This is a genomic window from Uliginosibacterium sp. H1 (assembly GCF_036017065.1).
Classification (GTDB): Bacteria; Pseudomonadota; Gammaproteobacteria; order Burkholderiales; family Rhodocyclaceae; genus Uliginosibacterium.
Genome location: NZ_JAYXHR010000004.1, coordinates 16,762 through 43,551, shown reverse-complemented (window position 1 = coordinate 43,551; position 26,790 = coordinate 16,762). Strand labels below are relative to the sequence as shown.

The following is a 26,790-nucleotide window of genomic DNA, read 5'->3' as shown; positions in this document are numbered from 1 at the left end:
ATTGGCTATGACGAAAGCGTAGTGGGCGTGCGGTGAAAAGGAAAGAACACGGCCCCTCACTGTTCGGAAGGACGGCGCTGCGTGGCCGGGCCAGCCAATCAGTACCCTATTACAGCCGCTTCAGATTCATACGATTTATCCGCAAGCGCCGAATCCCGAGACTGTGCTCATACCCACCGATCAAGGAGCACCGTCATGAAAACCGATCTCTCCAGGCCCGCGGCTTCCCGTCCCGGCCTGCGCCTCTCCGTCCTGGCCCAGGCCATCGGCCTGCTGGTCGCGGGGCTGGCCTTCTCCGACAGCACGAGCGCGGACACCACCGTTTCGACCACCGGCGCCACAGGCATCAGTACCGGCGCCCATGCGGGTGAGACGGTGAAGCTCGCCGCCCCGCAGACGACCGGTGTTGCCGCCGGCGCGGCGCAGGAAACGCAACTTTCCAACGGCAGCGTACAGAGTTCCGCCACCACCGCCGCGCAAGCAGCCGGCCAGACCGGCGTGCGCGCCAGCGATGGCGGCAAGCTCACGGTCTCCGGCAGCGAGGTGCTGCTCGACCCGAAGACCGGCACCGGCGCAGCCATCACGGCCAGCGGCCTGACCGGCGTGAGCGTGGAATCCGGCGCGGCGGTGACGCTCGACGACACGAAGGTGGTCGTGGGTGGCGGTGCCAAGGGCAACAACAATCGCGGCGCCGTGGTGACAGGCAGCGGCAGCAAGCTCGACATGAGCGGCGGTTCCGTGGACACCTCATCCTGGGGCGCCGTGGGCGTGCGTGTCGATGACGGCGCCAGCGCCACCCTGCGCAACGGCGCCCGCGTCACCACCACCGGTGCGCGCAGCACGGCGACGGCGGGCAGTCATGGCGTATCGGTCAGTGGTGCCGGCAGCCGCCTGGATGCAGCCGATACGAGCGTGACCACGTCAGGCGCATCGGCCTATGGCCTCAAGCTGGACAACGGTGCGCAGGCCAGCCTGGACAACACCGACATCCGCACCGCCGGCGGCAACGGTCACGGCGTGGTCGTGGATGGCACGGGCTCGGTCGTCGATATCCAGCGCGGCAGCATCGACACCACCGGGAAGGGCTCGGTCGGCGTGTGGGCACGCCAGGGCGCCACGGCCACCCTGTTCGATACGGTGATCGGCACCAGTGGTGCGGCACTTTCCTGCGCCGCGCCGGTGGACGACGAGCGCGTGCTGAGCCTCAGCCATGCGCTGTTCAGCACCGGCATCGGCACACGGATCGACGGCAGCGGCCTCGACATCACCGTGGCTGCGGGCAGCGCCAGCGCCGCCCGTGCAGAGGACGGTGCCGCCATCCAGCTGCGCGACAGCAAGCTGAAGCTGAGCGGCGCGGCAACCAGCACGGCGACGACGGCAGCGCTGCACGCCACGAATGGCAGCCGCATCGATGGTGAATCGCTCAGCGTGGAGAGCATCGGCGCCAACGTGGGCGGCGCGCGCGCCGAAGGTACAGGCAGCGTGGTGAGTCTGCGCGGCAGCACGGTCGCCATCGGCGGCGGTGGCAGCATTGCCAACCCTGCCGCCGCTGCGCGCGCCATGGCGGGTGCCTCGGTCAACATCGAGGACAGCCAGCTCAAGACCACCGGCATGTTCGGTCACGGCGTCAGCGTCGAAGGCGCGGGCTCGCAAGCTACCGTCTCAGGTTCGCTGATCGAGGTCGAAGGCAGCCGCGCCATCGGTGTGAATGTCACGGGCGGCGCCACCGCCCAGGTGAGCGACAGCCGCATCAGGCTTGGTGCTGCTCCCGGCGCAACCGGCCCCTTCAGCCCCGGTGTGCTGGTGGAGAAGAACTCTCAACTTGCCTTGACCGCCAGCGAAGTACACACCACGCAGAACAGCAGCCATGGCGTGAGCGTCCAGTCGGACTCCACCCTGGCCATGCGTGGCGGCAAGGTCACGACCGACGGAAACTACTCCACCGGTATCAGCGCGGGCAGCTCGGTGGTCAGCGTGGACGACGTGGCGGTCGCCACCCACGGCAACGACAATGCCATGGGCATCGTGGCGAACGGGGATTCCCGGGTGACGGTGAATGGCGGTTCGGTGACCACCACCGGTGACGGATCGCCGGTGGCCAGCAACCTGACTTTCCCCCACGCGCTGGCCGCGCGCAACCCGGGCGCAGTGCTGATCGCGAATGGCGCCAGCCTGCATACCCAGGGCAAGCAGGCCTACGGCGCCGCGGCGGACGACGGCGGCAGCATGGTGCTGAACAACCTCTCCGTGCTGACCGAGGGCGACTACTCGCGCGGCCTGTATGCAGGCATCGGCCAGGCCAAGCCGGGCAACGTCAGCTTGGTTGCCAGCAACGTTTCCGTGGAAACACGCGGGGACCAGGCAGCGGGCGCAATGGTCAGCCGCCAGTTCAAGGACGAGACGGCGGTGATGGCCCTCGACAGCACCACGCTGCGCACCGCAGGCCTGCAATCGCATGCGCTGCAATCCGAATCGGGCGCCTCGCTCAGGGCCCGCAATACCGCAGCGGCAACCACCGGCAACGGCGCATTCGGCGCACTCGCCAGCAACACCGGCACGCTGGACCTGGACACCGCCAACCTCGTCACCGCCGGCGCCTCGGCGCACGGCGCAGTGGCAAAGAACGGCGGCCACATCGATGGCCAGGACGTGGTCATCCACAGCGCTGGCGACCATGCCGCAGCCCTCTACCTGCAGGGCACGGACGCCCAGCGCGGAACGGCAAACCTGCGCGACGCAGTACTGAACAACCGCAGTGGCGCGACGATCGCGGTGGCCGGTGCGGGCGATGTCAACCTGCAGAACGCGATTGTCGGCGGTAGCGGCGAATGGCTGGGCGTGGATCGCGCGATGGCCAGCGACGGCAGCAGCATCCCCGATATGGGTACCGGCCAGTGGCAGGGCGTCGGCAAGTCCTACGACGCCGCGGGCCAGGCCACGGTGAACCTGTCCCGCTCGGTGGTGACCGGCGCGGCACGCACCGAGGCAGGCAGCCACTCGGACGTCGCCCTGCGCGACACCAGCCTCTGGCACATGACGGCCGACTCCACGCTCGGCACGCTGCGCAACCAGCAAAGCCTGATCGACTTCAGCGCGCCGGCAGGCGGTCGCTACAAGCAACTGCGCGTGGAGAACTACGAGGGCGACAACGGCACCGTGGCCCTCAACACCTATCTCTACACCGACAACTCTCCGTCTGACCAGGTGGTGATCGATGGCGGCAAGGCCAGCGGAAGCACCAACCTGCTGGTCAGGAACGCAGCCGGCCCTGGCGCACTGACGACGGGCAACGGCATCAAGGTGGTCGACGCCGTCAACGGCGGCACCACGGAGACCGAGGCCTTCCGCCTGTTGAACCGGGTGAAGGCCGGACCGTACGAGTACACGCTGCATCGTTCCAGCCAGGACGACAGCAACACGGAAGCCTGGTATCTCCGCTCGACCACGGAGGCGAGGCCGGACGACGCCACGCCGCATGACCCGGGCAAGGCCACCATCGCGGCCGTGGATCCCGACGCACCGCGGGTGACGCCGAACTACCGCGCCGAGACTTCGCTGTACAGCGGCGTCCCCGCACTGGCCCTGAAGTACGGTCGCAGCATGGTGGATACCCTGCACGAGCGCATCGGCGAGCAGCGGCGTCGCGACATCGACCCCCTGCCGACCGAGGACAAGGGCGAAGGTGGACCCTCGATGGCCTGGGGTCGCCTCATCTATGAAAAAAGCCAGGATGCGCTGGGTGGCATCGACGCCCGGGACACCGTGCAGGCCGTGCAACTGGGTGTCGACCTCTACCGCCACGAGGACAAGGACGGCAGCAAGGACCATGCTGGCCTGTCGGTGCATGACGGCCGCATCGACGGCGAGCTGTCACACCGGGACGGCCAGCATGCCGGCACCGACGCGCTGCATGGCTATGGCATCGGTGCCTACTGGACGCACTTCTGGCCGAAGGGTGGCTACCTGGATGGCGTGTTGCAGTACAACCGCCTCAAAGTGAAGGCCCTGCCCGCCGACATGCCGGCACTCACCACCAACGGGCATGGTTTCACCGCCTCGCTGGAAACCGGGCGCCCCTACCTCTTCGGCGAAGAGAAGCGTTTCCTCGTCGAACCGCAGGCGCAGCTCATCTACTCCAGCCTGAAGCTGCATGACACGCGTGACGAGGCCGCCGACGTGCGCTTCAGCCAGGTCGATAGCCTCACCGGTCGGCTGGGCGTGCGGCTGCAGCGTGAGTGGTACCGCGGCGACAAGCCGGAAGAACAACTGCGCACCACCACCTGGCTGCGCCCCAGCGTCTGGCACGAGTTCCGCGGCAAGCCGGTCACGGAGTTCTCGTCGGCGGCCGGCTACGTCCCGTTCCGCGTGGATACCGGCGGCACCTGGATGGAGCTGAACCTGGGCCTGGATCGCCAGATCAGCAAGAACACGAGCCTCACCGGCTCGCTCGGCTACCAGCAGTCCCTCGACGGCGACAGCCGCGGCTATGGCGGAATGATCGGACTGAAGATGAAGTTCTGATGCCGGGCGCGGGCGAGACGACAAGGCGGGCCATGGCCCGCCTTGCTTTTTGTGAGGCACGGATGCGCGGCTGCGCGAGCGCGGTGGTGGCTGCGTCGCGCTGCCACCTGACCGGACGACTTCATTTCATGCAGGTGTGCCCCACCTCTCCCTGATGCTGCCCGCACAGACACACGCTGGTAGCGTTCATGGTGCCCGGCGTTCGCTGCAGGTTCATGCCGTCGGCGCCCTGCCGCTGCCTGTGCCGCGCTGGGGGCTAAGCGGACGGGGTCAGTAATGCCCCACCCGGGCCGGCAGTCCTTGCAGGCTTTCAGGGCCCCGTCGGCCTTGGTGGCGGAGAGGCAGGCCGGGGGCCTGGCCGGCCGGTCGGCGCCGGATCGCGGGCGGTCTGGGCGGGGGTCGGCGAGCCGAAATCCGGCGGCTGGCAGGTGAAGTGCAGGTCGCCTTTGCTACGCATCAACTGCATGCCGTCCGGGCACTGCCGGCCGTCCAGTGGAATCGCCACCTTGCCGTAGCAGGAGAAGCGCTGCCCGCGCACCGGCGGGTCGGGTCTGCGCCGCCAGTCGGGCGGGCACTCGTAGCCCGACATGCCATCCGCACCCGCGGCGGGGGATGCCGGCTGCGCCGGTGCCGGATTGCTGGCCAGCAGCATCAAGGCACCGATCGAGGTGGCGAGGTGATGACGCGTCCGCCACAGGACACGTGAGCAATTCAAGGACGGGGATCGCAAGGACTGGCCTTTCATGGGTGTCGGGGGGACGGGGGACGGTGCGTTGCGTGCATCGTGGCCCGGGGCGGCGGGTGCCACACTCGGTCGCGCGTTCGGTTGCTGCTCGGTTGCCCGTGCAGTGCACGCATAGATTCACGCATCCCGGCGCCGCTTGACAAGCATTTGCCGGAGCCCGCGCGTGACCATGTTTGCGCTGCCGCGCACGCGCCCTGGACAGCGGCAAACGGTGGCGTGCTGCGCGCCCCATCCTGCGTGGAAATGTCCGGCATGCGGGCACGGCCAGAGGGTGGCCGCGGAGTACCGCAACAACTGCCGGATCTCGTCGCCCGACATGTGGCGATGGCTCAGCCGCCGTCCGCACCCGTGATGCACCCCACCTAGCGCGTCGCCCGCATCTCCGTGGGGGACGCGCCGAAGCGCTGGCGGAAGCGGATGCTGAAGCGTGACGCGGAGTCATAGCCGCAGGCCAGCGCGATGTCCTCGACGCGGCGCTGGGTGTTGAGCACCAGCCCCAGGCCGGTGTTCATGCGTATCGCATCCAGCATCTCGCGCAGATGCGTGCCCTCGCTGGCAAGGTGACGGCGCAGGGTCGCCTCGCTGCAATGCAGGCGCTCGGCGATGTCGGCGGCAGACCATTTCGCCGCCGGTGCCGCCTGCAGGATCGCGCGAAGACGCTCGCTCCAGGCATCGTGCCGGTTCAGGAACAGCACATGGCCGGCGCCTTGCAGCACCAGCGACAGCAGGACTTCTTCCAGGCGGTGGCGTGCGATGTCCGGCTGCGGTGGCTGATCGTGCTGCCACAGCTCCAGCAGGTGCTGCCAGGCGGAAGCGAGGGCTGGCGCCGGCACTACCGGCGCGCTGGTGTCCGTGCGCGTGTCCAGCAGCGCACGCACCTGCGGCCCGTATCGCCCACGGAAGGCCTCCACCGCCTCGGGCGCGATGTTCAGCACCTCCGCCAGGTAGCCCTGCTGCGAGGGCACGTTCATCAGGTCGATTTCCGTGCGCGCCGCAAACGCCGCGATGCCCCCCGCCGGCACCTCGCAGGTCGGCAGCAGCCCCGCTCCCGCGAAGAGCCGCTTCGTCCCCACCGCCACGCGGATCAGCAACGGCCGGAATACCGGCACGCGGCGGATGCGCTGCGGCAGGCTGGCGCGATGGTGGCTCAGGTGGAAGACGCCCGGCACGGACAGCGCCGGCCGGGGCGTGGGGGCATCGGTGTTCACGCCGCGCATGGTGCCGCGCGGCGCCTCCGGCAGCAAACCGGTGCGCGACCCGGTGTCCAGCGCGGCATCCACGCCGGCAGCTCCATGACGCATCAGCAGTACCTCGACCACGCCACTACGCCACTACACGAGCGCGCGGCTACGGCCGGCCATAGGTCAGCGTCAGGCTCGCCTTGCCCAGCGCGCTGCGCAACAGGTTGAAGCCCACCATCGCGTTGCTCGGGTTGGCGGGCAGCTTGATGAGCTCCTCCGGCATCGCGAACACGGTGATCACGTAGCGATGCGGCTTGTCGCCCCGCGGCGGGCAGGCGCCCATGAAACCCGGCCGGCCCCCGTCATTGACGTTCTGCACCGCGCCGGCAGGCATCAATCCCGCCGCCGGGTCACCCGCGTTGGCGTGCAACGACAGCGCGGTGGCCGGAATGTTGTAGACCTGCCAATGCCACCAGCCACTCATCGTCGGCGCGTCGGGGTCGTGCATCGTCACCGCGAAACTCTGCGTGCCCGGCGGCGCGTTGCGCCACTGCAAGGCGGGCGATGCGTTCTGCCCACCGCACTGCACCTGCGCCAGCGGCAGGCTGCCACCGTCTTCCAGGCCCGGGCCGGTCAGGGAAAAATCGGCGCCGCGAACGGCGCCGCAAGACAGCAGGAGACACAGCGGGAAGGCGAACGCGCGGAAGCGACGGAAGGGACGAAAGGGGTGCGCACAACGGGGCGTGGGCATGGCGATCTGCCTTGCGGACATGTCGGGATTGACGCCACCAGTCTGCCGCCAGACGCCGGCGCCCTGCGGTGCGCGGACGCGCAATGTCGGTGCCGAAGCGCGCATGTCGTGGGTGCTGCATGGCAACCGCCCGTCGCCTGGCGGGCCGATTTCACGCAGCGAATTTTTGCCCGTGTCTGGTGCGATTGATTCCGCCGCGTCGGCGCCGACACCGCGCGAGGCAACGCTTTTGCCACGCCCGTCACCGCCGGAAAATGCCGAAGGCATCGACGGCGCAGTCAAGCCGCTGAAATTAAAGCTTGCTTAGTACGCCGAACAGGTGCACCCTGCAGTCCGCGACATTCAAGTCCGCGCAGTACGTCCAGTTTAGTACCCTCGCAGTTCCCGGTATTTCCTTGATTCCCCTGTCGTCTTGATCTCGCGCCCTTCGGGGGCGTGTGCCCCTTTATTTTCTGGAGATTCAAAATGGCAACAGGTACCGTCAAGTGGTTCAACGATTCAAAAGGTTTTGGTTTTGTCACGCCTGACGACGGCGGACAGGACCTTTTCGCGCACTTCTCCGCGATCCAGGGCACCGGCTTCAAGTCGCTCGCCGAAGGTCAACGCGTGAATTTCGACGTGACGCAGGGCCCCAAGGGCGCCCAGGCCAGCAACATCACGCCGCTGTAATTACCAAGCGGTCGTAGCGAAGCCCGGCAACTGCCGGGCTTCGTCTTTATGCGCACGAGGCACGCACCCAGCGTTTCTCACCACGCATCCAGACTGCGCGCTACCCGCCCCCTTCAGCTGCGCCCTTCTCTACACCCTTACCTGGACTCCCTGCACATGGCCAAAGAAGAACTCATCGAAATGGAAGGCACCGTGGACGAAGTGCTGCCGGATTCGCGCTTCCGCGTCACGCTGGAAAACGGACACCCCCTCATCGCCTACAGCGCCGGCAAGATGCGCAAGCACCACATCCGCATCCTGGCGGGTGACAAGGTGTCGCTCGAAATGTCGCCCTACGACCTCAGCAAGGGCCGCATCACCTTCCGCCACATCGAGAAGCGCAACACCCCGGCCGCCGCCCGGTCGCAATTCCGCCGTCGCTGAGACCCCGGCAGCGCGTGGCCAGTCGCTGACGCGCACCGCCATCGCCGGTTGCGGCGTGAAGTCCCACAACACCTCGGCTGTTGCGCCTAGGTGACAGGGCTTGCATGGCGCCCATAGTGAGGGTCTGGTTCCTGCCTTTGCGGGGCCTCACCCCCAAAGGAGCGCACCATGTCCGTCAAGACCCTGCAAGAACTGTTCATCCACGAACTCTCCGACATCTACAGCGCGGAGAAGCAACTTACCCGCGCCCTGCCGAAGATGGCCCGCGCGGCCACCCACCCGGAGCTCATCGCCGCCTTCGAGTCCCACCTCGAAGAGACGCGCACCCAGGTCGAGCGTATCGACCAGATCGTCGAGGCTGCGGGCCTCTCGCTCAAGCGCATCAAATGCGCAGCGATGGAAGGCCTGGTCGAGGAAGGCAAGGACGTCATCGACGGCGTGGATCAGGGCCCGGTGCGCGACGCAGCGCTCATCGCCGCCGCGCAGAAGGTCGAGCATTACGAGATTGCCAGCTACGGCACGCTGTGTGCCCTCGCCCGCCTTCTCAAGTTCCCTGCCATCGAGAAGCTGTTGCAGGAAACGCTCGCCGAAGAAAAGAACGCCGATCAGAAACTGACCGCCCTGGCCACCACCGCTGTAAACGAAGAAGCGCTGGAAGCGGCCTGACCGCAGAGGCACTGCGACCGCGAGCCCGTGCCGCACCCGCAGTGCCAGAAAGGCGGCAACGCCATGAAGACCGTACGCACCCGGCAGCTTCGCATCGCCGAGCTGGACCAGAAGATCGCCTCAGCCGAGGCACGGCTGCGTACGCTGCGCGACGCACTTGAAGATCTGCGGGAACAGAAAGGGCTGGCTGCGCTGAACGACGCCCTGCTCGAAAACGAACGCTTGCAGGAACAACACACCCAGGCCGCGCAGGAAGCAGACCGCACGCACGCCGCCGCGCTGAAGGAAGCCTTCAGGGCCTCGGAGACCGACGTGCTGACCGGCCTGCCGAACCGTGCGTCGCTGTGGAACCGCCTGACGCATGACATCGCCATCGCCCGCCGGCACCAGGCGCACGTGGCGGTGTACTTCATCGACATCGACGGCTTCAAGCAGATCAACGATCAACTGGGACACGAAGCCGGCGACCACCTGCTTCGGCACGTCGCCGACTGCCTCGCATCCACGCTGCGCGCCAGCGACTCGGTGTTCCGCCTGGGCGGCGACGAATTCCTCGTCATCGTGCCCGACATCAACCCGGGGCACATCGCCGTCATCGCCCGCAAGATCGCCGAGGCCATCAGCCGGCCGTGCGCCCAGTCAGGCCAGCTGGTGAAGGTGCAGGCCAGTATCGGCACCAGCCTCTACCCGCAGGATGGCGCCGACCCGCAAGGGCTCGTACGCAAGGCGGACGCCGCCATGTACGACGCCAAACGCTCCAGCGCCTGCGCAAGCTGAGCGCGCTCCTCACACCCTGAAGCCGCGCATTCCGCGGCTGGCAACACATTTCCGAAAGGTTCGCCATGCGCGACTACTCCACCCGCACCCAGCACATCCATGCCGGTGCCTACTGCGACCGCCAGGGACTCTGGTGGGCGGCCGGCTTCGTCCGCGCCCACGGTCTGTCCCCCGGCGCACACGACGTCGCACTCGCCATGCCGATGCGCACCGAAGCCGAAGCACGCGACCGCGCCAGCCGATGGCTCAGCAAGGTCCACCCCACCGCGACACCGGACGCCCCTGCCCTACCCACGCATCAACAGAAGGAACCCTCGTGAAGAAATGGAAACTGGGTGGTCTGACATTCCAGACCAGCACCCTGCGCCACAGCATCCTCGGCTGGCAGTCCTTCGTGACGGCCCGCAGCACCTCCGAGCCCGACCGGCCGATGTCCGAACTCTACAAAGGGCGCTCCATCGACCAGCCCACCGCGCAGCAGCAGGCGGACAACTGGCTGAACGGAAAATATCCTGGCGTACGTCAGGTGCGCGATTGAAACGTAGCGGCTGCGGATAGCCCGCACAGGCAAGGCAGAGGCAGACCAGGCCGGAGCGGAATGTAGAAGCATGGCGCGCGAGGCCTGATGCATTGGCGCGCCCGGCGCGCTCATTCATGCCCCCGGCCGGCGCCAGGCCGTCCGCAGGGATCGCAGCGGCAAGCCGAGCGGAGCACCGCCTCCACACCGCTTACACCTGCGTCGTCGGGGGGCCGGGCGAGTCAGCACGCCTCAGCCGGAATCTCGTGCCCCTCGTCCCCGGTTACCCGACGACATATCCATGTCCGCCGGCAGGCCATCGACCGCCTCGCCCGCCCCGCCTCTCGCTACCGGTCTGCGGGAGCGACCTCAGCGCGTCGCCGTCCAGTCCTTGCCATTCACCTTGCCGCGTATGGTGTTGCCATCCACCACGCCCACGTAGCGCTGGCCCGCGGCGGTGAACTGGATGTTGGTGCCGGTCAGCTTGGTGTCCGAAATGAAGGCGCCCTTGCCGCCGCTGTTCAGCGAGCCCTCGATCTTCTGGTAGGTCTGCGTCAGCACAAGCTGCTGGTCGCCCAGCTTCCAGGTGCCACCCACCTTCGCCGGCACCGTCCACTTCAGCGCGTTGCAGTGGCCGGAGCAGCCCTCCGTGACCACCGCGGATTCATCCGGCACCCAGTCACCCATGTCGAAGGAGTTGGACACGATGCGCGTGCCCGGCTTCATGTCCAGCAGCGTCGGACGCAGGCGCAGGTTCAGCTGCGGCAGCAGGAACAGCGTCACCACCGTCGCGTCCGAAAAGTTGGACTGGAAGATGTCCCCCAGTTCCAGCTGCACCTTGTCGGCCATGCCCTCCGCGGCGGCGAGGCGCTTCGACAGCGCCACCATGTCCGGGTTGTATTCGATGCCACGCGCCTTCGCGCCGCGCTTCGCCGCGGTGATCACCATGCGGCCATCGCCCGAACCCAGGTCCACCAGGCTGTCCTTCGCCGTCAGCCCCGCCATGTCCAGCATCTTGTCCACCAGCGTCTGCGACGTGGGCACCCACACCACGTCCTTGCCCGGCTGCCCCACCGAGGGCTCATACGTCGCGCCCCCCTGCTGGGCCCACGCCAGGCCACTGGTCACAACGAAACAGGCTGCAGCTACGAGCGACTTCCGAAAGACCGACATCATCGTTCTCCTTGTTGGAAAGACTGCCTGGACGTCCCGCGCGGGACATGGTTGAAACGACGGTCGCCCATGCCTGTTACAGCCGAGCGCGACCTGCCTGTGCTTTAAACCATTGCGGCGCAAAAAAGTGCCGCGCTTTACAGACCGGCAAGCGGCGAAACACGGCCCCTGCCGAGCTCCCTGTCGGCACTCCCTTTTCCCTCCACACGCCGCGAGGGAAAGGCGTTTTACCGGGCGCTAGGATTCCTGCGCGCGGCCTCATCCTGCACGATAGCCGTTTCAACTACGGCGATCGCGCCCCGACTGCTGGTAGTGGCTGCGCTTGGCCGCGTACATCGCGGTGTCGGCCTGATGCATCGCGCGGATCAGCGATGCCGCGTCGGCACTGGTGGCAGTGCCGATGGAAAACGACAGCGCCGGGCCGGTGTAGAACTGGTTGTTGAGGCCGGTCATGCGCTCGATGCGCGTGATCGCCACCTGCGCCTCCTGTTCGCCCACACCGCACAGCAGGATGCCGAATTCATCCCCGCCGATGCGCGCAATGCAGTGGTCCTCACCGATGGCTTTCTTCAAGGCCTCGCCCGCACGGCGCAGCAGATCGTCACCCGCCGCATGACCCTGACTGTCGTTGGCGGCCTTCAGGCCGTTCAGGTCCAGGATGATGACGCTGACCGGGAAGGGGCCGGCATGCGCCTGCTTGAGCGCTTCGTCGAAGTGCGCCCGGTTGCTCAGCTTCGTCAGCTGGTCATGGCGACCGAGATACTGCAGATAGGCTTCCGCCTGCTTGCGTGCCGTGATGTCGGTCAATGACACCAGCACACGCGTCCAGCTCTCCTCGTGGCCCGGCAGGATCGAGCCTTGCAGATGCAGGTTCAACACCTGGCCTGACAGCGTGTAGTTGATCGTCTCGCACTGCATGGAGTGGCGTCCCTCCCACAGCTCCACCAGTTGATCGGCGAAGTGCGTCAGCATGTCGTCACGGAAGATGCGGTGCAGGTTGTCCAGCACCTCGCGCTTGTCCGCCGCACCGTGCATGTCCAGCGTCGCACGGTTGATGTCGACGACCTTGATCGCCTGCGCGCAGGCCTGGACGAAATCGGGACGGCTGTCCAAGAAGGCGCGCATGTCCGTCACCCCGGCCGCACGCTGTGCATCCAGCAGGCTGCGGATGCCGCTGAAATCCTCGATCCACAGGGATGTCGGCGAGTACTCGAACAGGCTGCGCACATACGCCTCGCTCTCGCGCACACGCCGCTCGGCCTGCACGCGTGCGCTGATGTCTTCCAGCGCGATGATGGCGCGACTCCAGTCGGCCTCGTGCCCAGTCACGATGCGCGCATTCACCAGCACATCGATGCGCTCGCCATCCAGCGTGTAATTGGGCCCCTCGCCCGAGTAAGTGGTCTCCCCGCGCCACAGCGCAATCATGTTCCGCGCCTGCACCTCGCGCATGTCGGCACGGAACACCTTGTCCAGGTTCGCCGTCAGCTGCGCAAGATCCCTAGCCTTGAAGAGCTGCAGCGTGCGCTGATTCACCGCCAGGATGCGGATGGCCTTCGCGCAGCTTTCCAGCGCCGCGGGCGTGTCGCGGAAATACGCCTCGATGTCCTCCACCCCCGCCATCCGCCAGCCGTCGAACAACGCCTTGACGGCGCTGAAGTCTTCGAGCCAGAGGGAGACCGGAGCATCCTCGAAAAACAGGGTGTCGTCTGGAGCGGGCATCTGGTGGCACTCAAGAAGATTGCACAGACCCCAAGACTACGCATTCCGGGTGCCGCGTGGGTGAGAAGTCCCGTGAAGTAGCCCGAATGCGGCAAGGCGGAACCCGGAACGGAACGGTGACACCGGACGGTCCCGGATTCCGGCTTGCGCCTTCATCCGGGCTACTTGCTGAGTGAAGATCGAGGTTTCCCGTTGTAAAGCCTCACCGCTGCTGCGAGCGGATGTGGGCAATACGTTCATCGCAGTAACTCACTTCCGGGGAATCGTCGTCAAACCAGAATTTCGCGTTCTGGAAGCTCTTCTCTGCTTTCTCGTACTCTTTCCGGCCGATCTGAATTTGTCCGAGCTGGATGAGATTGTGCCCCCATACGCGCCTTGGCACGAAAGCAGCAGAAAAGGTTTCGATCAACTCGTTGGCGCGCAACAGCGCAGCCTCCGATTCAGCGAGCTTTCCCTGATCGAAATAAACCGCGCCGAGTTCGCTCAGATACCCCGCCAGACTGCTCGTATCTCCCGGACCGGGCACATCGACCAGCGCAATGGCTCGCAAGAACAACACCTCTGCCTCGCCAAGCTCCCCTAAGCGCCACTGAACGCCTGCCAGATTTCTGATTCCGATAGCAAGCGAAGCGGGTCTCACGTTCTCTATCGCCTCCAGAATGGCATTGGACCTAATGTAGTAATCCCTTGCTTCGGTATCGCGATTGATCTCCGCAGCAGTGAACCCCAAGAAATGCAACACCATGCCCACCGCGCGCTGATCCGGGCGAGATTCGGCTTCCAGCAACACCAGGACTTTCTTATATGTGTCGAACGCGTCGCGGTAACTTCCCGTGACCCGTCTGTCGTCTGCATGCTTCCACAGCGTGCGCCAGTCGGATGAATCGGCAGCCCAAAGGCTGGAACAAGCAATAACCCAGATGAGGGCCGTGCGCATCACACATTTGAACATCATCGTCACAGGGAGAATTCGAAGTCCGGATCGTACAACGCGGGCCGGGCGATACGCCTGAAAGCAGCGCGGCTGCAGGTAGCCTTGCACAGCCACATACCGGTACATCTCGCACGCATGAACCCACTCGTCCAAAGAGTGGACCATTGACTCAGATCAGGGAGCCATCCACTTTCACTCAACCCTCGTGACATATTTCCGTCACTTGCCCCATGGTCTGCCCCGGAAGCAAATGGTCGGCAGATACCCTTCTCGCATAGAACAGGCTGCACGCCACGATGCGGCCGAAAGGGAGACATGGCGCGTCGTCGGAAGAAGACCGGGCGGGGGATCATCGGGCTTGCCTTGCAGAGTAACTGGCCGGTAGCGGCCAGCTTTGCGGTACTCACACCGCTCATCGGCTTCGTGCTCTTCCCTGCTGCGGTCGCCCACACCCCGCTGTCCGCCCTCCCCAAAGCCCTCAACTCGCTGATCTGGATCGGCTCCGGATTCTTCGCGCTGACTGCAGCCGTCAAATACCTCCAGAGCCAAAAGCGCGCTTCAAACCAACGGGCCGCCGAGTATGTAGCGCGCGAGGACATGCAGCTGCACCTCGGCCGCATCGTGGCCTCCGCGAACGCCTCCACAGCGGCAGAGCCCGCACAACAACGCGCTGCAGAAAAAAAGCGGCCCACGCGATGGTCCTTGCAGGTGCTGCAGGACATGGAATGGAAACGCTTCGAAGACCTGTGCGCCGAGTACTGCCGCGCCAAGGGCATCCATAGCGTCACCACGTCGCTGGGCGCCGATGGCGGCGTCGATATCCGGCTGTACGAAGACGCCGACGATCCGACCCGATGTACCGCCATCGCACAGTGCAAAGCCTGGGGCGACCGGATCGTAGGCGTAAGAGCCGTGCGCGAACTGCGCGGCGTGATGGCGCATGAACAGGTGGAGCAAGCCTTCTTCATGACATCAGGCAGCTATAGCGAAGAGGCAACTACCTTCGCTCGCCAAAACCACATCACGCTGCTCGACGGGGAATTGCTCCTGGAACTGATCCAGCAGTTACCGGCGAACGCACAGAAAAACCTGCTGGACTTTGCCACGCGCGGCGACTGGACGACGCCAAGTTGCCCGCGATGCGGCACCAAGATGGTCGAGCGGTCAGGCCGGACGGGGAGATTCTGGGGCTGTTCAAATTACCCGCAGTGCCGGCAGATATTGGGCATGCGCGGAGAAGGGTGGACGGAACTCCGTAAAAGATTCCGCCAGCGCGGCGTAGTGACAATGCCCAGTCAGATTTTGTGCGGCTGAAGCGGTGGAGCACGAATGGCCGGAGGCCGGAGCGCATCGCACAGAAAAATTAAAGATCAAGATACTTTAGTTTCAAAGGGAGGCAATGTGATTTCAAGTTCAACATTTAAGTATGTCGTGAATCATGTTATTGCGCATGGCGACACCGATATTTTCCCTTTGCCAATAGAGGCCAGGGTTTTCAAGGATAAGCCAGACGAGACAATATCCCTCCTTAAATCCATCGACACCAAATTTGATGATTATTTCCATAAGGACGCGCCGGAAAATCATAGAGCACTTTCAGGAGTCGGCTACACCGGTTTTCGCTGGGCTGCTCAGCTTGACCCTCTTTGGAATTTATATTTCCTCGCGCTTGTGTGGGAGCTTTCCGAGGAGATAGAGGAGTCGAGGGTTCGAACCGAGAAAGAGGTTGTATTTTCATATCGACGAGCCGACCCAAAGGACGACCCCACGTTATTCACCCCAAGCATTGGGTGGAAGGAGTTCAGGGCAAAGTCGGCAAAGATGGCCGCGCAGCATAAATATGTGTTGGTGTGTGACATCTCTGATTTCTACTCTAGGGTTTATCACCACAGACTGGAAAATGCGTTGTTGCAGGCTGCGAAAGCAAAATCCCCGAAGAAAATTGCTCTTGTCAAAAGAATCATGTTGTTCTTACAGCACTTTTCACACAACAACTCCTATGGCTTGCCCGTAGGTGGCAACGCGGCAAGATTTTTGTCCGAACTGCTCCTGACGCGAACGGACAAATTGTTCTTAGCGAACGGCATCAAATTCTGCCGATTTGCGGATGATTATTGCGTCTTCGCGGACACGGAAGACGAAGCGTTTAGGTGCCTAGTTGCAATGTCAGAGCTTCTTCTTAGGAACGAAGGATTGTCTCTTCAGAAATCAAAGACCAGAATTGTCTCCGGCGCTGAGTTCATATCGGAGAATAATTTTGAATACGATGACGAGAAAGATCATGGCGCTGAAGCTTCCCGATTTCTGCGTCTTTCCTTGCACTATGATCCATATTCTCCAACCGCGGATGCTGACTATGAGCTTCTTAAGGAAGAGCTGTCCGGTATTGATGTGCAGCGACTGATTGCGCGTGAGCTGGCAAAAAGTCGCGTGCATAACGCGATGGCTAGAAAATTGATTGACGTGGTTCGGCACTTGCCAGAGGCTCAAAAACACCAGAGCATTCAATCATTTATTGAGAACTATGGCGTTCTTGCACCGCTGTTCCCAACGTTAATGAGGTTGTTAAAAAGGGAATTTTCTGATCTGCCAGCCGGCGTGCGGATATCGGTCATTGAGTCCATAGGAAAACTCATAGCAAATGACTCTCACATAACTCAGATTGAGATAAATTTACTGTATGCAATACGAGTCATGTCTGAAATGCATACGGATGAGTCCGAAGAGATGCTCAACCTTGCCTACCGCAAAACTGCGAGCGCCCTCGTCCGTCGCGAGATAATGCTAACAATGGCAAAGTGGGGGGCCTTGCATTGGGTGTCCGACAAGAAATCAATGTTTTCATCCTTCACGAAATGGGAAAGGCGCAGCTTCATTATCTGCGCTCCGTTGCTTGATGATGAAGGTAAGCACTGGCTTGCAAAGGCAAAGAAAGGCTTTTCTTTGTTTGATTCTCTCTGCGAATCTTGGGCATCGGACAAGTACAAGTCGGGAAGCCTTCAGGGGTTGCTATGATTTCTGAAAGAATTTTTGCAAGGGGATTTGGCTCATTCTGGCGTAGCGTCATGCCCTGGAGTGAGCGAGGAGTCCGTACCATTAATTTGGCGCTGCGTGAGAGATTTGATGCTCCGCTAGAGCTAACTTCGCGCGAGGATGATCGAGGGTTTCTGAATGAACTGGCCTTTCGAATAGCGATGGTGGGTTTTGGAAGGAACTTGCCACCTTCGGACTGGGGTGTTTTTGAGGAGTCGCTTCAGATCGCGGTGAACAAGATGGCTCATTTTGTTCATGAAGGCTTGCTGCCGGTGTCGGAGCCGGGCAAAAATGAGGCGATCTTGCTGGCGAGGCGTCTCCACTCACAGCTGCTATTCCATTCTCGCCATTCAAATTTGGTCTTTTCACCATTTTTTAACGGCTGTGGGTTCGTTGATGCTTGCGAGGGGGATATTTTAAGTGGGGCGACTTTGATTGAAGTGAAGTCTGGCGTGAGAGCTTTTGGATCGCCGGATATTCGACAGCTGTTGACGTATTGTGCCTTGGCAAGAGCAGGCGGGGGGCCAGCTATAGACTCTGTGTCACTAATTAACCCTCGGCAAGGGGTTAGCTTTGATATCTCTCTGGACAATTTGTCTGATTTGCTGGCAGGTTGTTCGTCCACCCAGCTTCTTGATCAGATCATTCAGTTTGCGGTTTCAGGGCATCCTGAATTGATCGATGGCCGGCTGTAGGAGCAAGTGCGAATGCCTTGTCGTCAGAAGACATTGACGTTCCTGTTGCGTATGGCGGTTCGGGTTTTGTTCTTCGTTCTCAAAAAAGGCCCGCCAGTTGGCGAGCCTTTTTATTGATAGCAGGCAGTTGGATTTCTGCTTGCAAGAAAATGGCGATCAACGACTGATCGGCTTATACCGGATCCGCTTCGGCTTCGCCGCTTCTTCACCCAGGCGCTTCTTCTTGTCCTCTTCGTACTCGGCGTAGTTGCCGGCGAAGAAGGTCCATTGCGAATCGCCTTCCGCGGCCAGGATATGGGTGGCGATGCGGTCGAGGAACCAGCGGTCGTGGGACGTCACCAGCACGCAGCCGGAGAATTCCAGGAGGGCGTCTTCCAGTGCGCGCAGGGTTTCCACGTCGAGGTCGTTGGAGGGTTCGTCCAGCAGCAGAACGTTGCCGCCCTGCACCAGGGTCTTGGCGAGGTGCGAGCGGCCGCCTTCGCCACCTCGCCTGTTACGCCACGAGCGGATGCGTCATGTCGCCACGCCCGGCCAGCAAACCGTTAACTGAGATATCCTCGTCCAGCGCGTCCCAATGCAATCCGGACGGACTGAGTTCGACGTCGGCACGCTCTTGAGGCATGGCGCGCAATAGGCGCGGGAACCATGCGAGCGGAACACCGAGGACGCGGCCGTCTTCGAGCTCGACCCACATCCGGTCATCGTCAAAACGCACGGCTGTTGGTGAGGCCGTCACTTGTGTTCCTCGTCACCCGCCTCGACGATGTCTCGGCCGTCGTTCAGCAACCTCCTCGCGGTTTCGAAGACGCTCGTGAAGACCGTTCGCAACCGCTGGTTGGTGACGTTCCCGCAGGTAACCCAGATCAGCTTCGGGGGCGGGCCAAGACGCGACACCAGCTCCACAAAATCGGAGTCCTTGCTGATCAGGACCGCGTTTGCTGCTTTGGCCTGCTGGAAGATGGTGAGGTCGTCGGCATCTCGCAAACCGAGATCCCGCAACGCGTGCGCCTCAACATTGAAATGCCCGGAAAGCCAGGCGGCCAGACCGGGCGGTAGCTGAGCGTCGATCCAGAAGATCACGCGACCAGCCGCTCCAGATCCGTACGCTTGGCCGCGAAATGCAGGCAGGCACGGATGTCGGCGGATTCCAGATCCGGGAAGTCGTTGAGGATTTCAGCTTCGCTCACACCATTGGCGAGCATTTCGAGAACGTCGCTGACGCGAATGCGCATGCCGCGAATGCAGGGCTTGCCACCACACTGTTGCGGATTCCAGGTAATGCGCGATTCGTTCTGCATGATGACTCCCGATGAGCGGGGCATGCGCCGCATGCCCCGTGCTCTTGATTGTAGGTGCTGGCCGCTTAGCGCGAAATCGGCTTGTACCGGATCCGCTTCGGCTTCGCCGCCTCTTCACCCAGGCGCTTCTTCTTGTCCTCTTCGTACTCGGCATAGTTACCGGCGAAGAAGGTCCATTGCGAGTCGCCTTCCGCCGCCAGAATGTGGGTGGCGATGCGGTCGAGGAACCAGCGGTCGTGGGAGGTGACGAGCACACAGCCGGAGAATTCCAGCAGGGCGTCTTCCAGCGCGCGCAGGGTTTCCACGTCGAGGTCGTTGGAGGGTTCGTCCAGCAGCAGGACGTTGCCGCCTTGCACCAGGGTCTTGGCGAGGTGCAGGCGGCCGCGTTCGCCGCCTGACAGGTTGCCGACGATCTTCTGCTGGTCGCCGCCCTTGAAGTTGAAGCGGCCGATGTAGGCGCGGCTGGGCATTTCGAATTTGCCGACGGTGAGGATGTCGGCGCCTTCGGCGACGGCTTCGAACACGGTCTTGCTGCCGTCCAGACCTTCGCGGGTCTGGTTGACGGCGGCGATCTTGACGGTGCTGCCGAGTTCGATTTCGCCGGAGTCCGGTTTTTCCAGGCCCTGGATCATGCGGAACAGGGTGGACTTACCGGCACCGTTGGGGCCGATGACGCCGACGATGGCGCCGGGCGGAATCTGGAAGCTGAGGTTGTCGATCAGCAGGCGGTCGCCAAAGCCTTTGCTGACGCCCTTGAAATCGATGACCTGGTTGCCGAGACGCTCGCCCGGCGGAATGAAAATTTCCTGCGTTTCATTGCGCTTCTGGTATTCGACGCTGGACATTTCCTCGTAGCGGGCCAGACGCGCCTTGCTCTTGCTCTGGCGGGCCTTGGCACCCTGGCGCACCCATTCCAGCTCCTGCTTCATGGCCTTGCGGTGGGCGGTTTCCTGCTTCTCTTCGGTGGCCAGGCGGGCTTCCTTCTGCTCCAGCCATTCGGAATAGTTGCCCTTCCAGGGGATGCCTTCGCCGCGGTCGAGTTCGAGAATCCATTCGGCGGCGTTGTCGAGGAAGTAGCGATCGTGGGTCACGGCCACCACGGTGCCGGGGAAGCGCACCAGGAACTGCTCCAGCCACTCGACCGATTCGGCGTCGAGGTGGTTGGTGGGTTCGTCCAGCAGCAGCATGTCGGGCTTGGACAGCAGCAACTTGGCCAGCGCGACGCGGCGCTTCTCACCGCCGGACAGCGGGCCGATCTTGGCGTCCCACGGCGGCAGGCGCAGCGCGTCGGCGGCGATTTCGAGCTGGGTTTCCAGGTCCGCACCGCTGGTGGAGATGATGTTCTCGTACTTGGCCTGCAGCTCGGCCAGCTTGTCGAAGTCGGCGTCCGGCTCGGCGTAGGCGGCGTACACCTCTTCCAGCTTGGTCTTGGCCTCCATGATTTCGCCGAGCGCGGATTCCACTTCCTCGCGCACGGTCTTGTCGGCGTCGAGCTGCGGCTCCTGCGGCAGGTAGCCGATGCTCATGTTGGGCTGCCACTGCACCTCGCCGTCGTATTCCTTGTCGACGCCGGCCATGATGCGCAGCACGGTGGACTTGCCCGAACCGTTGAGGCCCAGCAGGCCGATCTTGGCGCCGGGGAAGAAGGACAGGGAGATGTCCTTGATGATCTGACGCTTGGGCGGAACGATCTTGTTCACGCGAAGCATCGACATGACGTACTGAGCCATAGCTTTGTGCGGGCTTCCCAGAACCGCTTCCAGCTTCGTTGCGCCTCCTCGCCGTACCTGTGTGTACTGTCGTCGTCGGCGACGCCTTGCTGGAACCGGTTCTGGAAAGCCCTTTGTCCGGAAGTGATTGGAAAGGCGGAAGGATACCGTAGGCGGGTGACGGGTCGGCTGCCGAGCTTGGCTGGATTTGCGCTAGGGGCGGGTTCGTAGCGTGGGTCCGGACAGTTTGCCGGTTCGGCGACAACCCGCCGCCTTCCCGCGTTTGGATGACGGTGGTGAATTCACGAGCCGGTGTCCTGCGAAGTTTGTGGTGGGTTGCTACGCGAACCCATCCTACGGGCTCATGGGCAATAGCCGAGGAGGCTGGCGAATCGTTTCACCGCAAACGTCATCTGGATCGGCACGGCGCATCCGCAGCGTGTTGAAACCCTGGTTCTTCCGGGGTGTTCGCGGGTGATGCTCCGCGAGCGTGGCCTCGAATATCGTTTCAGATATCGTTTCACGGATGGCCCACTTGGCACGCTGCCTTCCCTCGCGCCCAGCGCCTTGCGTCTGCAAGAACCTGACAAGCCGCACGCACGACGGTAAAGCGCACGGCCTTCTCAATCCAGCGCGCGGTCGCGGAACTTGCGCACCGTGGCCAGCAGCCCGTGCAGCAGCGGCGAGGTTTCGCCCTTCAGGAAGTAGCAGTGCAGGTCCATGAAGGCGTTGGCGTTGTTCTTCAGTGGCCGGTACACGATGTTGGGCAGCTGCAGGTTGAGCAGGGAGCTGGGCACCAGCGCGACGCCGAAGCCGGAGGCCACCAGCGCGGCGCAGGTGATCATGTCCTCCACCTGCTGGGCGACTTTCGGCTCGATGCCCTTGGCGCGGAACAGGCCCAGCACGATGCGCGCGCTGTTGGCGTCCGAGGCACCGCCCAGGATGAGCTGCTCGTCGGCCAGTTGCGTGATGTCGATGCTGCCTTGCGTGGCCAGCCGGTTGCGCATGTGCAGCGCCACCATGAAGGGCTCGCGCGCCACCAGCTCGCTGCTGATGTCGGGCTCGTTGGGCAGGTAGCGGTCGAACACGGCCATCGCCCTGCCCTCGCGCAGCGCGGCGTACTGCAGGGTGCGGTGGATGTTGTGCAGGGCCAGCTTCACGTCCGGGTAGGTACTGGTGTAGGCGGACAGCAGCTCCGGCACGATCTGCAGGATGCCGGAGCCGAAGGCGCCGATGTCCAGCCGGCCGACCAGGCCCTTGCCGGCGCGCTGGGCGCGGTCCGTCGCTAGGTCCACCAGCGCGCGGATGTTGCGTGCGTCCGCCAGCAGCGCCTCGCCCGCCTGGGTGAGCTCCACGCCGGCGGCATTGCGCACGAACAGCACCACGCCGAGCTGCTCCTCCAGCGCCTGGATCTGCCGGGTGAGGGGCGGCTGCGACATGTGCAGCCGTGCAGCGGCGCGGCTGATGTTGCCCTCTTCGGCGACTGCGATGAAGTTCCTGAGCTGGCGGAGATCCATGCGGGATGACACGGGCGTTCCCTGCGGTGCTTGCGTGGAGGCGCAAGCTTGCCAGAGGCAGCCATGCGGCACGATCAGGACGTGACCGGATGGGGCCGGCAGATCAGCGCGGGCACGCCACCCAGCACGTCACCGAACACGTCACTGAGCACGCCACTGTGCGCGAAAGTCTGTGAGCCGGCGATTGTGGTGAGCGCTGCCGGCAAGCGTCCAATACCGATGGCGGATGAGGTCATGCGCGGCCGGCATCGGCCGTGCCTTCGTCGCGGAAGCTGCGGGCGGTCTGCAGCATCTCGCCCAGCAGCGGGTTGGTGTCGTTGCGGCGGTATCCGACGTGAAGCTGCATGTGGGCGTCCGGCTCGCCGGCGATCGGCCGGTAGACCAGGTCGGGCAGCTGCATGCGCGCCATGGAGGCCGGCGCGAAGGCGATGCCGAAGCCGCTGGCAGCCAGGATGGAAGCGGAGATCAGGTCACCTGCGTAATGCACCACGTTGTGCGCGGTGCCGTGGCGCTGGAACATGTGGCTGCTGCGCTGGTGCACCCGCCCCAGCTCGCCCACCATGGGCACACCGTCGAGTTGCGGGATGCGGATTTCCTTTTCCGCCGCGAGGGGATGGTCCTTGTGGAGCGCGAGCATGATCGGCTCGCGGGCGATGAGCTCCACCGCGATGTCATCCGTCTCCACGATGTTGCGGTCGAAGAGGATCAGCAGACGGCCCTGGCGCAATGCTTCCAGTTGCGGCCCCTTCGGCGCGCTCTGCATGGCCAGCTCGACATCCGGGTGGGTGGCGGAAAACGCCTGCAGGATGCGCGGGACGATGTCGAGCATGGCCGTGCCGTACACGCCGACCTCGATCCGCCCCACCTGCCCTGCCGCCATGCGACGGGCCTGCAGGGAGGCGAGCTCCACGTGCGCCTTGATGTCGCGCGCGTGCTCCAGCAGCAACGCACCGGCCTGCGTCAGCTCGACGCCGGAGGTGGTGCGATGGAAGAGCTTCACGCCGAGGTCTTCCTCCAGGCTCTGGATGTGGCGCGTCAGGGGCGGCTGCGAGATGTGCAGCCGTGCCGCCGCGCGGCTGATGTTGCCCTCTTCGGCAACCACGATGAAGTATTTGAGCTGGCGGATTTCCATGCCACGGATACTGTATGAGCCGGCCCTGCGGATGCAACCCGGGAAGCCCCTCGCGCGCACTGCGTACTGATGAGGGAGAACCGGAAACGGGAAAGAACAAAGAGGAAAGACAAAGGGCCGCCCTCGATGGGCGGCCCCGGTACGACGTGAAGAACGCTGCGGCGTCAGTAGGCGAGACCGAAACCGTAGGGGTACAGCGTGTCCGCTGCCGGATAGCCCGGCGCGTCGGGCTGGTTGTCGGTGATGGCCTGCAGCTTGTTGGCCAGTGCGAAGGGCAGCTTGCCGGCAGGTGCCGACTTGCCGCTCAGCACGTCGAGCAGCGCCGTGTTGCTGACACCGAAGCCCGCCACGATGGCGCCGGCGTTCTTCAGGCCGCTGGCGTCGTCCAGCACGTAGGGCTGGCGGAAGTAGATGCTCAGTACCGTCTTGTCCGCCCCCACCTCGTTCATCACGGCCTGGATGTCGGCGAGCGACGGCGAGATGCTCCACGACTGCGACGCCGCCATGGTGGTGAAGGACAGGTTGCCGGCCTCCCACGGGAAAGCACCACCGAAGCCCAGCCCGTTGTCGGTACAGGACAGCCCCTGCACGGCCTGCGCCACGCAGCGGTCCAGCGCGCCCCAGGGCTGGCCGGTCAGCGGGTTGAGGTACGCGGGGTTCATGCCGGTGGCGACGTTGTTGCTCTGGTAGGTGCCGGTGACGGCGCGCGGGTTGGAGACCTCCACGCGGATGACGGCGAAGTCGTGGCCCGCCGCGGTGGGTCGTGGCAGCGCCGCGCCACTGGCGTTCTTCGGCTCGCCATCGGTCACCACGTAGCCGTACTTCTCGACGTCCGCCTTCGCGATGCCCATGGTGTAGAGCTTCGCGCCGGCCTTGAGCGGCAGCGTCTTGCCACTGGACTGGTTGCGGTTCTGCAGCAGCACGATGGATTTGCGCTGGATGTCCATGCCGATGGCGCGGCTGGCATCGTTGCCCACGATGGCGTCGGCCTTGTCCGCCTCCACGTAGGGGTTCTCGAAGAGCCCGAGCTGGAACTGCACCAGCAGCAGACGCCGCGCGGCTTCATTGACACGCGCCTCGGTGACCAGGCCGGCCTGCACGAGATCGGTGATGGTCTTGTTGGTGCTGAAGCCGGACAGGGTGTCGGTGCCGCCGTTGATGGCCGCCGCCACGCGTTCCGGAACCGTGTTGTTCTCCAGCCCCCATGCACGGTCGTTGATGATGCCGGTGTCCGAATTCACGTAGCCGGTGAAGCCCAGCTTGCCGCGCAGCAGGTCGGTGACGATCTGCTTCGAGAACGCCATGCCGGTCTGGTCATAGGTGACGCCTTCGTAGGTCACGCTGATGGGCACGCCGTAGTACGGCATGATCGACGACACGCCGGCATTGATGGCGGCCATGAAGGGCTTGAGGTGGTAGCCGAAGTTGCCGGCGGGATACACCTGGTTCTTGCCGAAGGCGTAGTGCGGATCGAGGCCCATCTCCTGCGGGCCGCCGCCGGGGAAGTGCTTCATGGTCAGCGCCACGGCGGATTTCGGATTGACCGGCCCGCCCTGCAGCTCTTCCACCAGCGTGCGCATGATGTTGCTGTTGAGGTCCGCGTCTTCGGTGAAGGTCTCGTGCACGCGGTACCAGCGCGGCTCGGTGGACAGGTCGGCCATGTAGCCATACATGCCACGCAGGCCGATGGCCTTCCATTCGTCCGCCATCACGCGCGAGAAGCTGCGCATCAGCGACATGTCGCCCGCGCCGATCGACGCCGAGGCAAGGCCGGCTTCCTTGGGGAATTCGGTGAAAGCCCCTGCGGCCTCGTTGATACCGACGCGCGCGTCCTTCTCGTAGTGGTTGCGGGCGTTCGACTTGAACAGCGCGGGGATGCCGAGGCGCGTCTTTTCCGACAGCTCCTGCATGGCATTGGTAAACGTGGCGGCCTGGGCAGGCGTCACTTGCGGCGTGCTGCCGGAACACGCCGCATTGGCGATCACCACGTTGCGGAAGATGAAGCGGCTCATCTTCTGTGTGTTCACGAAGTTGGTGCCGGACGCAGGCACTGCACCGGCACAGCCCGCGTTCAGCGTGTCGATCAGCATGAGCCCGGCCTTTTCCTCCAGCGTCATGCGCGACACCAGGTCATTGGCGCGGGTCGCCGCGGGCAGGCGCCAGTCCTCGTACGGGTCCAGGGCACCGCTGGCGTTGAGATCCTTGAACTGGCGTCCATTGACGGTCAGCACGGGCTTGGAACGCACGCCGAGGACCACTTGCGCCGGCTCGGGCGCGGCAGCCGGCGGGGGATCGTCGGACCCACCACACGCGGTGAGCAGGACGGACGCGCTGGCGGCCATCAGCCCCAGGCGGGTTACAGGCTTTCCAGGCGCGGGGCGCAGGGCGCTTGCGCGCCCTTTCGTGCAGCTCTTCATCTCGTCTCCTCGGCTCTACAGCCTATTCATATGGCATTCCGGACACGGTGTCCGGCTGCCGTCTGAATCATTGCCGAGGGGGTTCAGGCCCAGCCAATGCTAAATCCCGTGATCGCAATACCTCTTTTGGTATGGTAGTAGGCCAGAACACTGCGAAAGCCGCTCGCCAAGGGCCGCGCGGGCCGATGCGGCATGCGCTGACGACAGACGCGTAAACAGGTCGCGTCGGTGTAAACCACTAGGGGCGCGGTACGGCAAAAACGGCGGCCGCAGCCTGCCCAGCAATGTGTGCGGGCTGCGATGGTGGTGGCGCGGTCGCCGCTGCGGAGGCAGAAACCGGCGGAAGAAAAGGAAGGAAAAGGAAAGAAAAGGAAAAACGAAGGGTGACTCCGTGCGGATGGACCGCACGGAGCAAAGCGGGCCGCGCAGGCCCTACCAGGAGCGTGCGCCGAACTTGTAGTTGCGCGTCTCGCCCTTGTCGGCGCGTGCCGCTGGCACCGGCACCGGGGTGGTGCTGGCGGGCACCGGAACGGGAACGTTGCCGGCGGGCTGGGCGATCATCCCCAGGCGGTCACGCAGGGTGATCGCGAGAGTGATGAGCTCCTCGCTTTCGGCGGTGTCGGCTTCGTCCAGCACGGCGATGCGATAGGCGGCATCGTCGAAAAAGCGCTGGGTGTTGATCTGCAAACCTTTCTCCTTGCGGAACTGGATCTTGAGACGGGCGATGAGCTGGATGAGCTGGTTGTCCATGTAGCGAGTGTCCCTGGCAGGCCGCGGAAATCCGCCGGATTGCAAAAGCACGCGGCATGCCTGAGCGGCCGACCATCACTCGCATTCGATACGAGTCACCGGGAGGCTGACAGGTCAGACCAGTTGCGGGAGCGCAGCGTGGCACGCAGGTGGTGTGCGC

The 26,790-nt window shown here is 64.0% G+C and carries 25 protein-coding genes and 1 pseudogene; 11 read left to right on the top strand and 15 right to left on the bottom strand.

From position 1 onward, the window contains the following. The first annotated feature begins 195 nt into the window (after positions 1–195). Positions 196–4,521, top strand: a complete 4,326-nt coding sequence (locus tag VVD47_RS19365; RefSeq protein WP_327605168.1) for an autotransporter outer membrane beta-barrel domain-containing protein — start codon at positions 196–198, stop codon at positions 4,519–4,521. 310 nt (positions 4,522–4,831) lie between these two features. Here VVD47_RS19365 and VVD47_RS19360 read toward each other — a convergent pair whose 3' ends face one another. From VVD47_RS19360 to VVD47_RS19350, 3 genes are all read right to left on the bottom strand, one after another. After that, a complete protein-coding gene (locus tag VVD47_RS19360) occupies positions 4,832–5,236 on the bottom strand; it encodes a hypothetical protein (protein ID WP_327605167.1) in 405 nt (134 codons plus the stop codon). A 392-nt stretch (positions 5,237–5,628) separates the two neighbouring features. Beyond that, entirely contained in the window at positions 5,629–6,585 is a 957-nt protein-coding gene (locus VVD47_RS19355; RefSeq protein WP_327605166.1) for a helix-turn-helix transcriptional regulator, read from the bottom strand. 28 nt (positions 6,586–6,613) lie between these two features. Then, positions 6,614–7,198, bottom strand: a complete 585-nt coding sequence (locus tag VVD47_RS19350; protein WP_327605165.1) for a YbhB/YbcL family Raf kinase inhibitor-like protein — start codon at positions 7,196–7,198, stop codon at positions 6,614–6,616. On the opposite strand from VVD47_RS19350, the gene VVD47_RS19345 reads away from it, so the two are divergent. The 7 genes from VVD47_RS19345 (at position 7,197) to VVD47_RS19315 (ending at position 10,271) form a co-directional block, all read left to right on the top strand. Beyond that, positions 7,197–7,505: a hypothetical protein gene (locus tag VVD47_RS19345; protein WP_327605164.1), complete on the top strand. Its 309-nt coding sequence runs from the start codon at positions 7,197–7,199 to the stop codon at positions 7,503–7,505. The two genes, VVD47_RS19350 and VVD47_RS19345, sit on opposite strands and share 2 nt — an antisense overlap. A gap of 158 nt (positions 7,506–7,663) precedes the next feature. Further along, positions 7,664–7,867 carry a transcription antiterminator/RNA stability regulator CspE gene (gene cspE / locus VVD47_RS19340; RefSeq protein WP_327605163.1) on the top strand — a complete coding sequence of 68 codons (204 nt, stop codon included), beginning with the start codon at positions 7,664–7,666 and terminating at the stop codon, positions 7,865–7,867. 156 nt (positions 7,868–8,023) lie between these two features. Next, positions 8,024–8,290 (top strand): translation initiation factor IF-1, encoded by a 267-nt coding sequence (gene infA / locus VVD47_RS19335; protein WP_327605162.1) that lies wholly within the window; start codon positions 8,024–8,026, stop codon positions 8,288–8,290. Positions 8,291–8,458: 168 nt separating this feature from the next. Next, complete coding sequence (locus VVD47_RS19330; protein ID WP_327605161.1) at positions 8,459–8,956, top strand: YciE/YciF ferroxidase family protein; 498 nt, start codon at positions 8,459–8,461, stop codon at positions 8,954–8,956. A gap of 63 nt (positions 8,957–9,019) precedes the next feature. Next, on the top strand, positions 9,020–9,733 hold the full coding sequence (locus VVD47_RS19325) for a GGDEF domain-containing protein (protein WP_327605160.1): 714 nt from the start codon (positions 9,020–9,022) through the stop codon (positions 9,731–9,733). A gap of 65 nt (positions 9,734–9,798) precedes the next feature. Then, the gene (locus VVD47_RS19320; RefSeq protein ID WP_327605159.1) at positions 9,799–10,053 is read left to right on the top strand and encodes a hypothetical protein; all 255 of its coding nucleotides are present in this window, start codon (positions 9,799–9,801) and stop codon (positions 10,051–10,053) included. Then, a complete protein-coding gene (locus VVD47_RS19315) occupies positions 10,050–10,271 on the top strand; it encodes a hypothetical protein (protein WP_327605158.1) in 222 nt (73 codons plus the stop codon). The genes VVD47_RS19320 and VVD47_RS19315 overlap by 4 nt, the downstream gene beginning before the upstream one ends. Before the next feature lie 348 nt (positions 10,272–10,619). Here VVD47_RS19315 and VVD47_RS19310 read toward each other — a convergent pair whose 3' ends face one another. From VVD47_RS19310 to VVD47_RS19300, 3 genes are all read right to left on the bottom strand, one after another. Further along, positions 10,620–11,423 (bottom strand): SAM-dependent methyltransferase, encoded by an 804-nt coding sequence (locus VVD47_RS19310; RefSeq protein ID WP_327605157.1) that lies wholly within the window; start codon positions 11,421–11,423, stop codon positions 10,620–10,622. Between the two features lie 279 nt (positions 11,424–11,702). Further along, positions 11,703–13,145: a GGDEF domain-containing protein gene (locus VVD47_RS19305; RefSeq protein ID WP_327605156.1), complete on the bottom strand. Its 1,443-nt coding sequence runs from the start codon at positions 13,143–13,145 to the stop codon at positions 11,703–11,705. Between the two features lie 202 nt (positions 13,146–13,347). Beyond that, complete coding sequence (locus tag VVD47_RS19300; RefSeq protein ID WP_443081001.1) at positions 13,348–14,106, bottom strand: tetratricopeptide repeat protein; 759 nt, start codon at positions 14,104–14,106, stop codon at positions 13,348–13,350. Between the two features lie 288 nt (positions 14,107–14,394). Between VVD47_RS19300 and VVD47_RS19295 the strand changes: the two genes are divergently transcribed. Genes VVD47_RS19295 through VVD47_RS19285 form a run of 3 tightly spaced genes read left to right on the top strand, consistent with a single transcriptional unit; the run spans position 14,395 to position 17,807 of the window. Beyond that, complete coding sequence (locus VVD47_RS19295) at positions 14,395–15,393, top strand: restriction endonuclease (protein WP_327605155.1); 999 nt, start codon at positions 14,395–14,397, stop codon at positions 15,391–15,393. Positions 15,394–15,408: 15 nt separating this feature from the next. Continuing rightward, positions 15,409–17,094: an RNA-directed DNA polymerase gene (locus VVD47_RS19290; RefSeq protein ID WP_327605154.1), complete on the top strand. Its 1,686-nt coding sequence runs from the start codon at positions 15,409–15,411 to the stop codon at positions 17,092–17,094. Then, complete coding sequence (locus tag VVD47_RS19285) at positions 17,091–17,807, top strand: hypothetical protein (protein WP_327605153.1); 717 nt, start codon at positions 17,091–17,093, stop codon at positions 17,805–17,807. Before VVD47_RS19290 ends, VVD47_RS19285 begins: the two co-directional genes overlap by 4 nt. Positions 17,808–17,963: 156 nt before the next feature. Here the strand turns inward: VVD47_RS19285 and VVD47_RS19280 are convergent. The 9 genes and pseudogenes from VVD47_RS19280 to VVD47_RS19240 form a co-directional block, all read right to left on the bottom strand. After that, positions 17,964–18,293, bottom strand: a pseudogene (locus tag VVD47_RS19280) (energy-dependent translational throttle protein EttA); the annotation flags it as partial. A 7-nt stretch (positions 18,294–18,300) separates the two neighbouring features. Then, the gene (locus VVD47_RS19275; protein WP_327605152.1) at positions 18,301–18,543 is read right to left on the bottom strand and encodes a DUF2442 domain-containing protein; all 243 of its coding nucleotides are present in this window, start codon (positions 18,541–18,543) and stop codon (positions 18,301–18,303) included. Further along, positions 18,540–18,887, bottom strand: coding sequence for a DUF5615 family PIN-like protein (locus VVD47_RS19270; protein WP_327605151.1), 348 nt, complete (start codon positions 18,885–18,887; stop codon positions 18,540–18,542). Before VVD47_RS19270 ends, VVD47_RS19275 begins: the two co-directional genes overlap by 4 nt. Then, positions 18,884–19,105: a DUF433 domain-containing protein gene (locus VVD47_RS19265; RefSeq protein WP_327605150.1), complete on the bottom strand. Its 222-nt coding sequence runs from the start codon at positions 19,103–19,105 to the stop codon at positions 18,884–18,886. Before VVD47_RS19265 ends, VVD47_RS19270 begins: the two co-directional genes overlap by 4 nt. Positions 19,106–19,170: 65 nt before the next feature. After that, complete coding sequence (gene ettA / locus VVD47_RS19260) at positions 19,171–20,835, bottom strand: energy-dependent translational throttle protein EttA (RefSeq protein WP_327605149.1); 1,665 nt, start codon at positions 20,833–20,835, stop codon at positions 19,171–19,173. A 602-nt stretch (positions 20,836–21,437) separates the two neighbouring features. Continuing rightward, the gene (locus tag VVD47_RS19255) at positions 21,438–22,331 is read right to left on the bottom strand and encodes a LysR family transcriptional regulator (RefSeq protein WP_327605148.1); all 894 of its coding nucleotides are present in this window, start codon (positions 22,329–22,331) and stop codon (positions 21,438–21,440) included. Between the two features lie 232 nt (positions 22,332–22,563). Next, positions 22,564–23,463, bottom strand: coding sequence for a LysR substrate-binding domain-containing protein (locus VVD47_RS19250; protein WP_327605147.1), 900 nt, complete (start codon positions 23,461–23,463; stop codon positions 22,564–22,566). 164 nt (positions 23,464–23,627) lie between these two features. After that, positions 23,628–25,880, bottom strand: a complete 2,253-nt coding sequence (locus VVD47_RS19245) for a glycoside hydrolase family 3 protein (RefSeq protein WP_327605146.1) — start codon at positions 25,878–25,880, stop codon at positions 23,628–23,630. 432 nt (positions 25,881–26,312) lie between these two features. After that, complete coding sequence (locus tag VVD47_RS19240; protein ID WP_327605145.1) at positions 26,313–26,630, bottom strand: hypothetical protein; 318 nt, start codon at positions 26,628–26,630, stop codon at positions 26,313–26,315. Positions 26,631–26,790: the final 160 nt, after the last annotated feature.

What these genes read in the sequence shown, in the direction of transcription:
- VVD47_RS19365 (WP_327605168.1), top strand. Translation starts at nt 196, where the DNA reads ATGAAAACCGATCTCTCCAGGCCCGCGGCTTCCCGTCCCGGCCTGCGC.
- VVD47_RS19345 (WP_327605164.1), top strand. Translation starts at nt 7,197, where the DNA reads ATGGCGATCTGCCTTGCGGACATGTCGGGATTGACGCCACCAGTCTGC.
- VVD47_RS19350 (WP_327605165.1), bottom strand. Translation starts at nt 7,198, where the DNA reads ATGCCCACGCCCCGTTGTGCGCACCCCTTTCGTCCCTTCCGTCGCTTC.
- cspE (WP_327605163.1), top strand. Translation starts at nt 7,664, where the DNA reads ATGGCAACAGGTACCGTCAAGTGGTTCAACGATTCAAAAGGTTTTGGT.
- infA (WP_327605162.1), top strand. Translation starts at nt 8,024, where the DNA reads ATGGCCAAAGAAGAACTCATCGAAATGGAAGGCACCGTGGACGAAGTG.
- VVD47_RS19330 (WP_327605161.1), top strand. Translation starts at nt 8,459, where the DNA reads ATGTCCGTCAAGACCCTGCAAGAACTGTTCATCCACGAACTCTCCGAC.
- VVD47_RS19325 (WP_327605160.1), top strand. Translation starts at nt 9,020, where the DNA reads ATGAAGACCGTACGCACCCGGCAGCTTCGCATCGCCGAGCTGGACCAG.
- VVD47_RS19320 (WP_327605159.1), top strand. Translation starts at nt 9,799, where the DNA reads ATGCGCGACTACTCCACCCGCACCCAGCACATCCATGCCGGTGCCTAC.
- VVD47_RS19310 (WP_327605157.1), bottom strand. Translation starts at nt 11,423, where the DNA reads ATGTCGGTCTTTCGGAAGTCGCTCGTAGCTGCAGCCTGTTTCGTTGTG.
- VVD47_RS19305 (WP_327605156.1), bottom strand. Translation starts at nt 13,145, where the DNA reads ATGCCCGCTCCAGACGACACCCTGTTTTTCGAGGATGCTCCGGTCTCC.
- VVD47_RS19295 (WP_327605155.1), top strand. Translation starts at nt 14,395, where the DNA reads ATGGCGCGTCGTCGGAAGAAGACCGGGCGGGGGATCATCGGGCTTGCC.
- VVD47_RS19290 (WP_327605154.1), top strand. Translation starts at nt 15,409, where the DNA reads ATGGCCGGAGGCCGGAGCGCATCGCACAGAAAAATTAAAGATCAAGAT.
- VVD47_RS19285 (WP_327605153.1), top strand. Translation starts at nt 17,091, where the DNA reads ATGATTTCTGAAAGAATTTTTGCAAGGGGATTTGGCTCATTCTGGCGT.
- VVD47_RS19265 (WP_327605150.1), bottom strand. Translation starts at nt 19,105, where the DNA reads ATGCAGAACGAATCGCGCATTACCTGGAATCCGCAACAGTGTGGTGGC.
- ettA (WP_327605149.1), bottom strand. Translation starts at nt 20,835, where the DNA reads ATGGCTCAGTACGTCATGTCGATGCTTCGCGTGAACAAGATCGTTCCG.
- VVD47_RS19255 (WP_327605148.1), bottom strand. Translation starts at nt 22,331, where the DNA reads ATGGATCTCCGCCAGCTCAGGAACTTCATCGCAGTCGCCGAAGAGGGC.
- VVD47_RS19250 (WP_327605147.1), bottom strand. Translation starts at nt 23,463, where the DNA reads ATGGAAATCCGCCAGCTCAAATACTTCATCGTGGTTGCCGAAGAGGGC.
- VVD47_RS19245 (WP_327605146.1), bottom strand. Translation starts at nt 25,880, where the DNA reads ATGAAGAGCTGCACGAAAGGGCGCGCAAGCGCCCTGCGCCCCGCGCCT.
- VVD47_RS19240 (WP_327605145.1), bottom strand. Translation starts at nt 26,630, where the DNA reads ATGGACAACCAGCTCATCCAGCTCATCGCCCGTCTCAAGATCCAGTTC.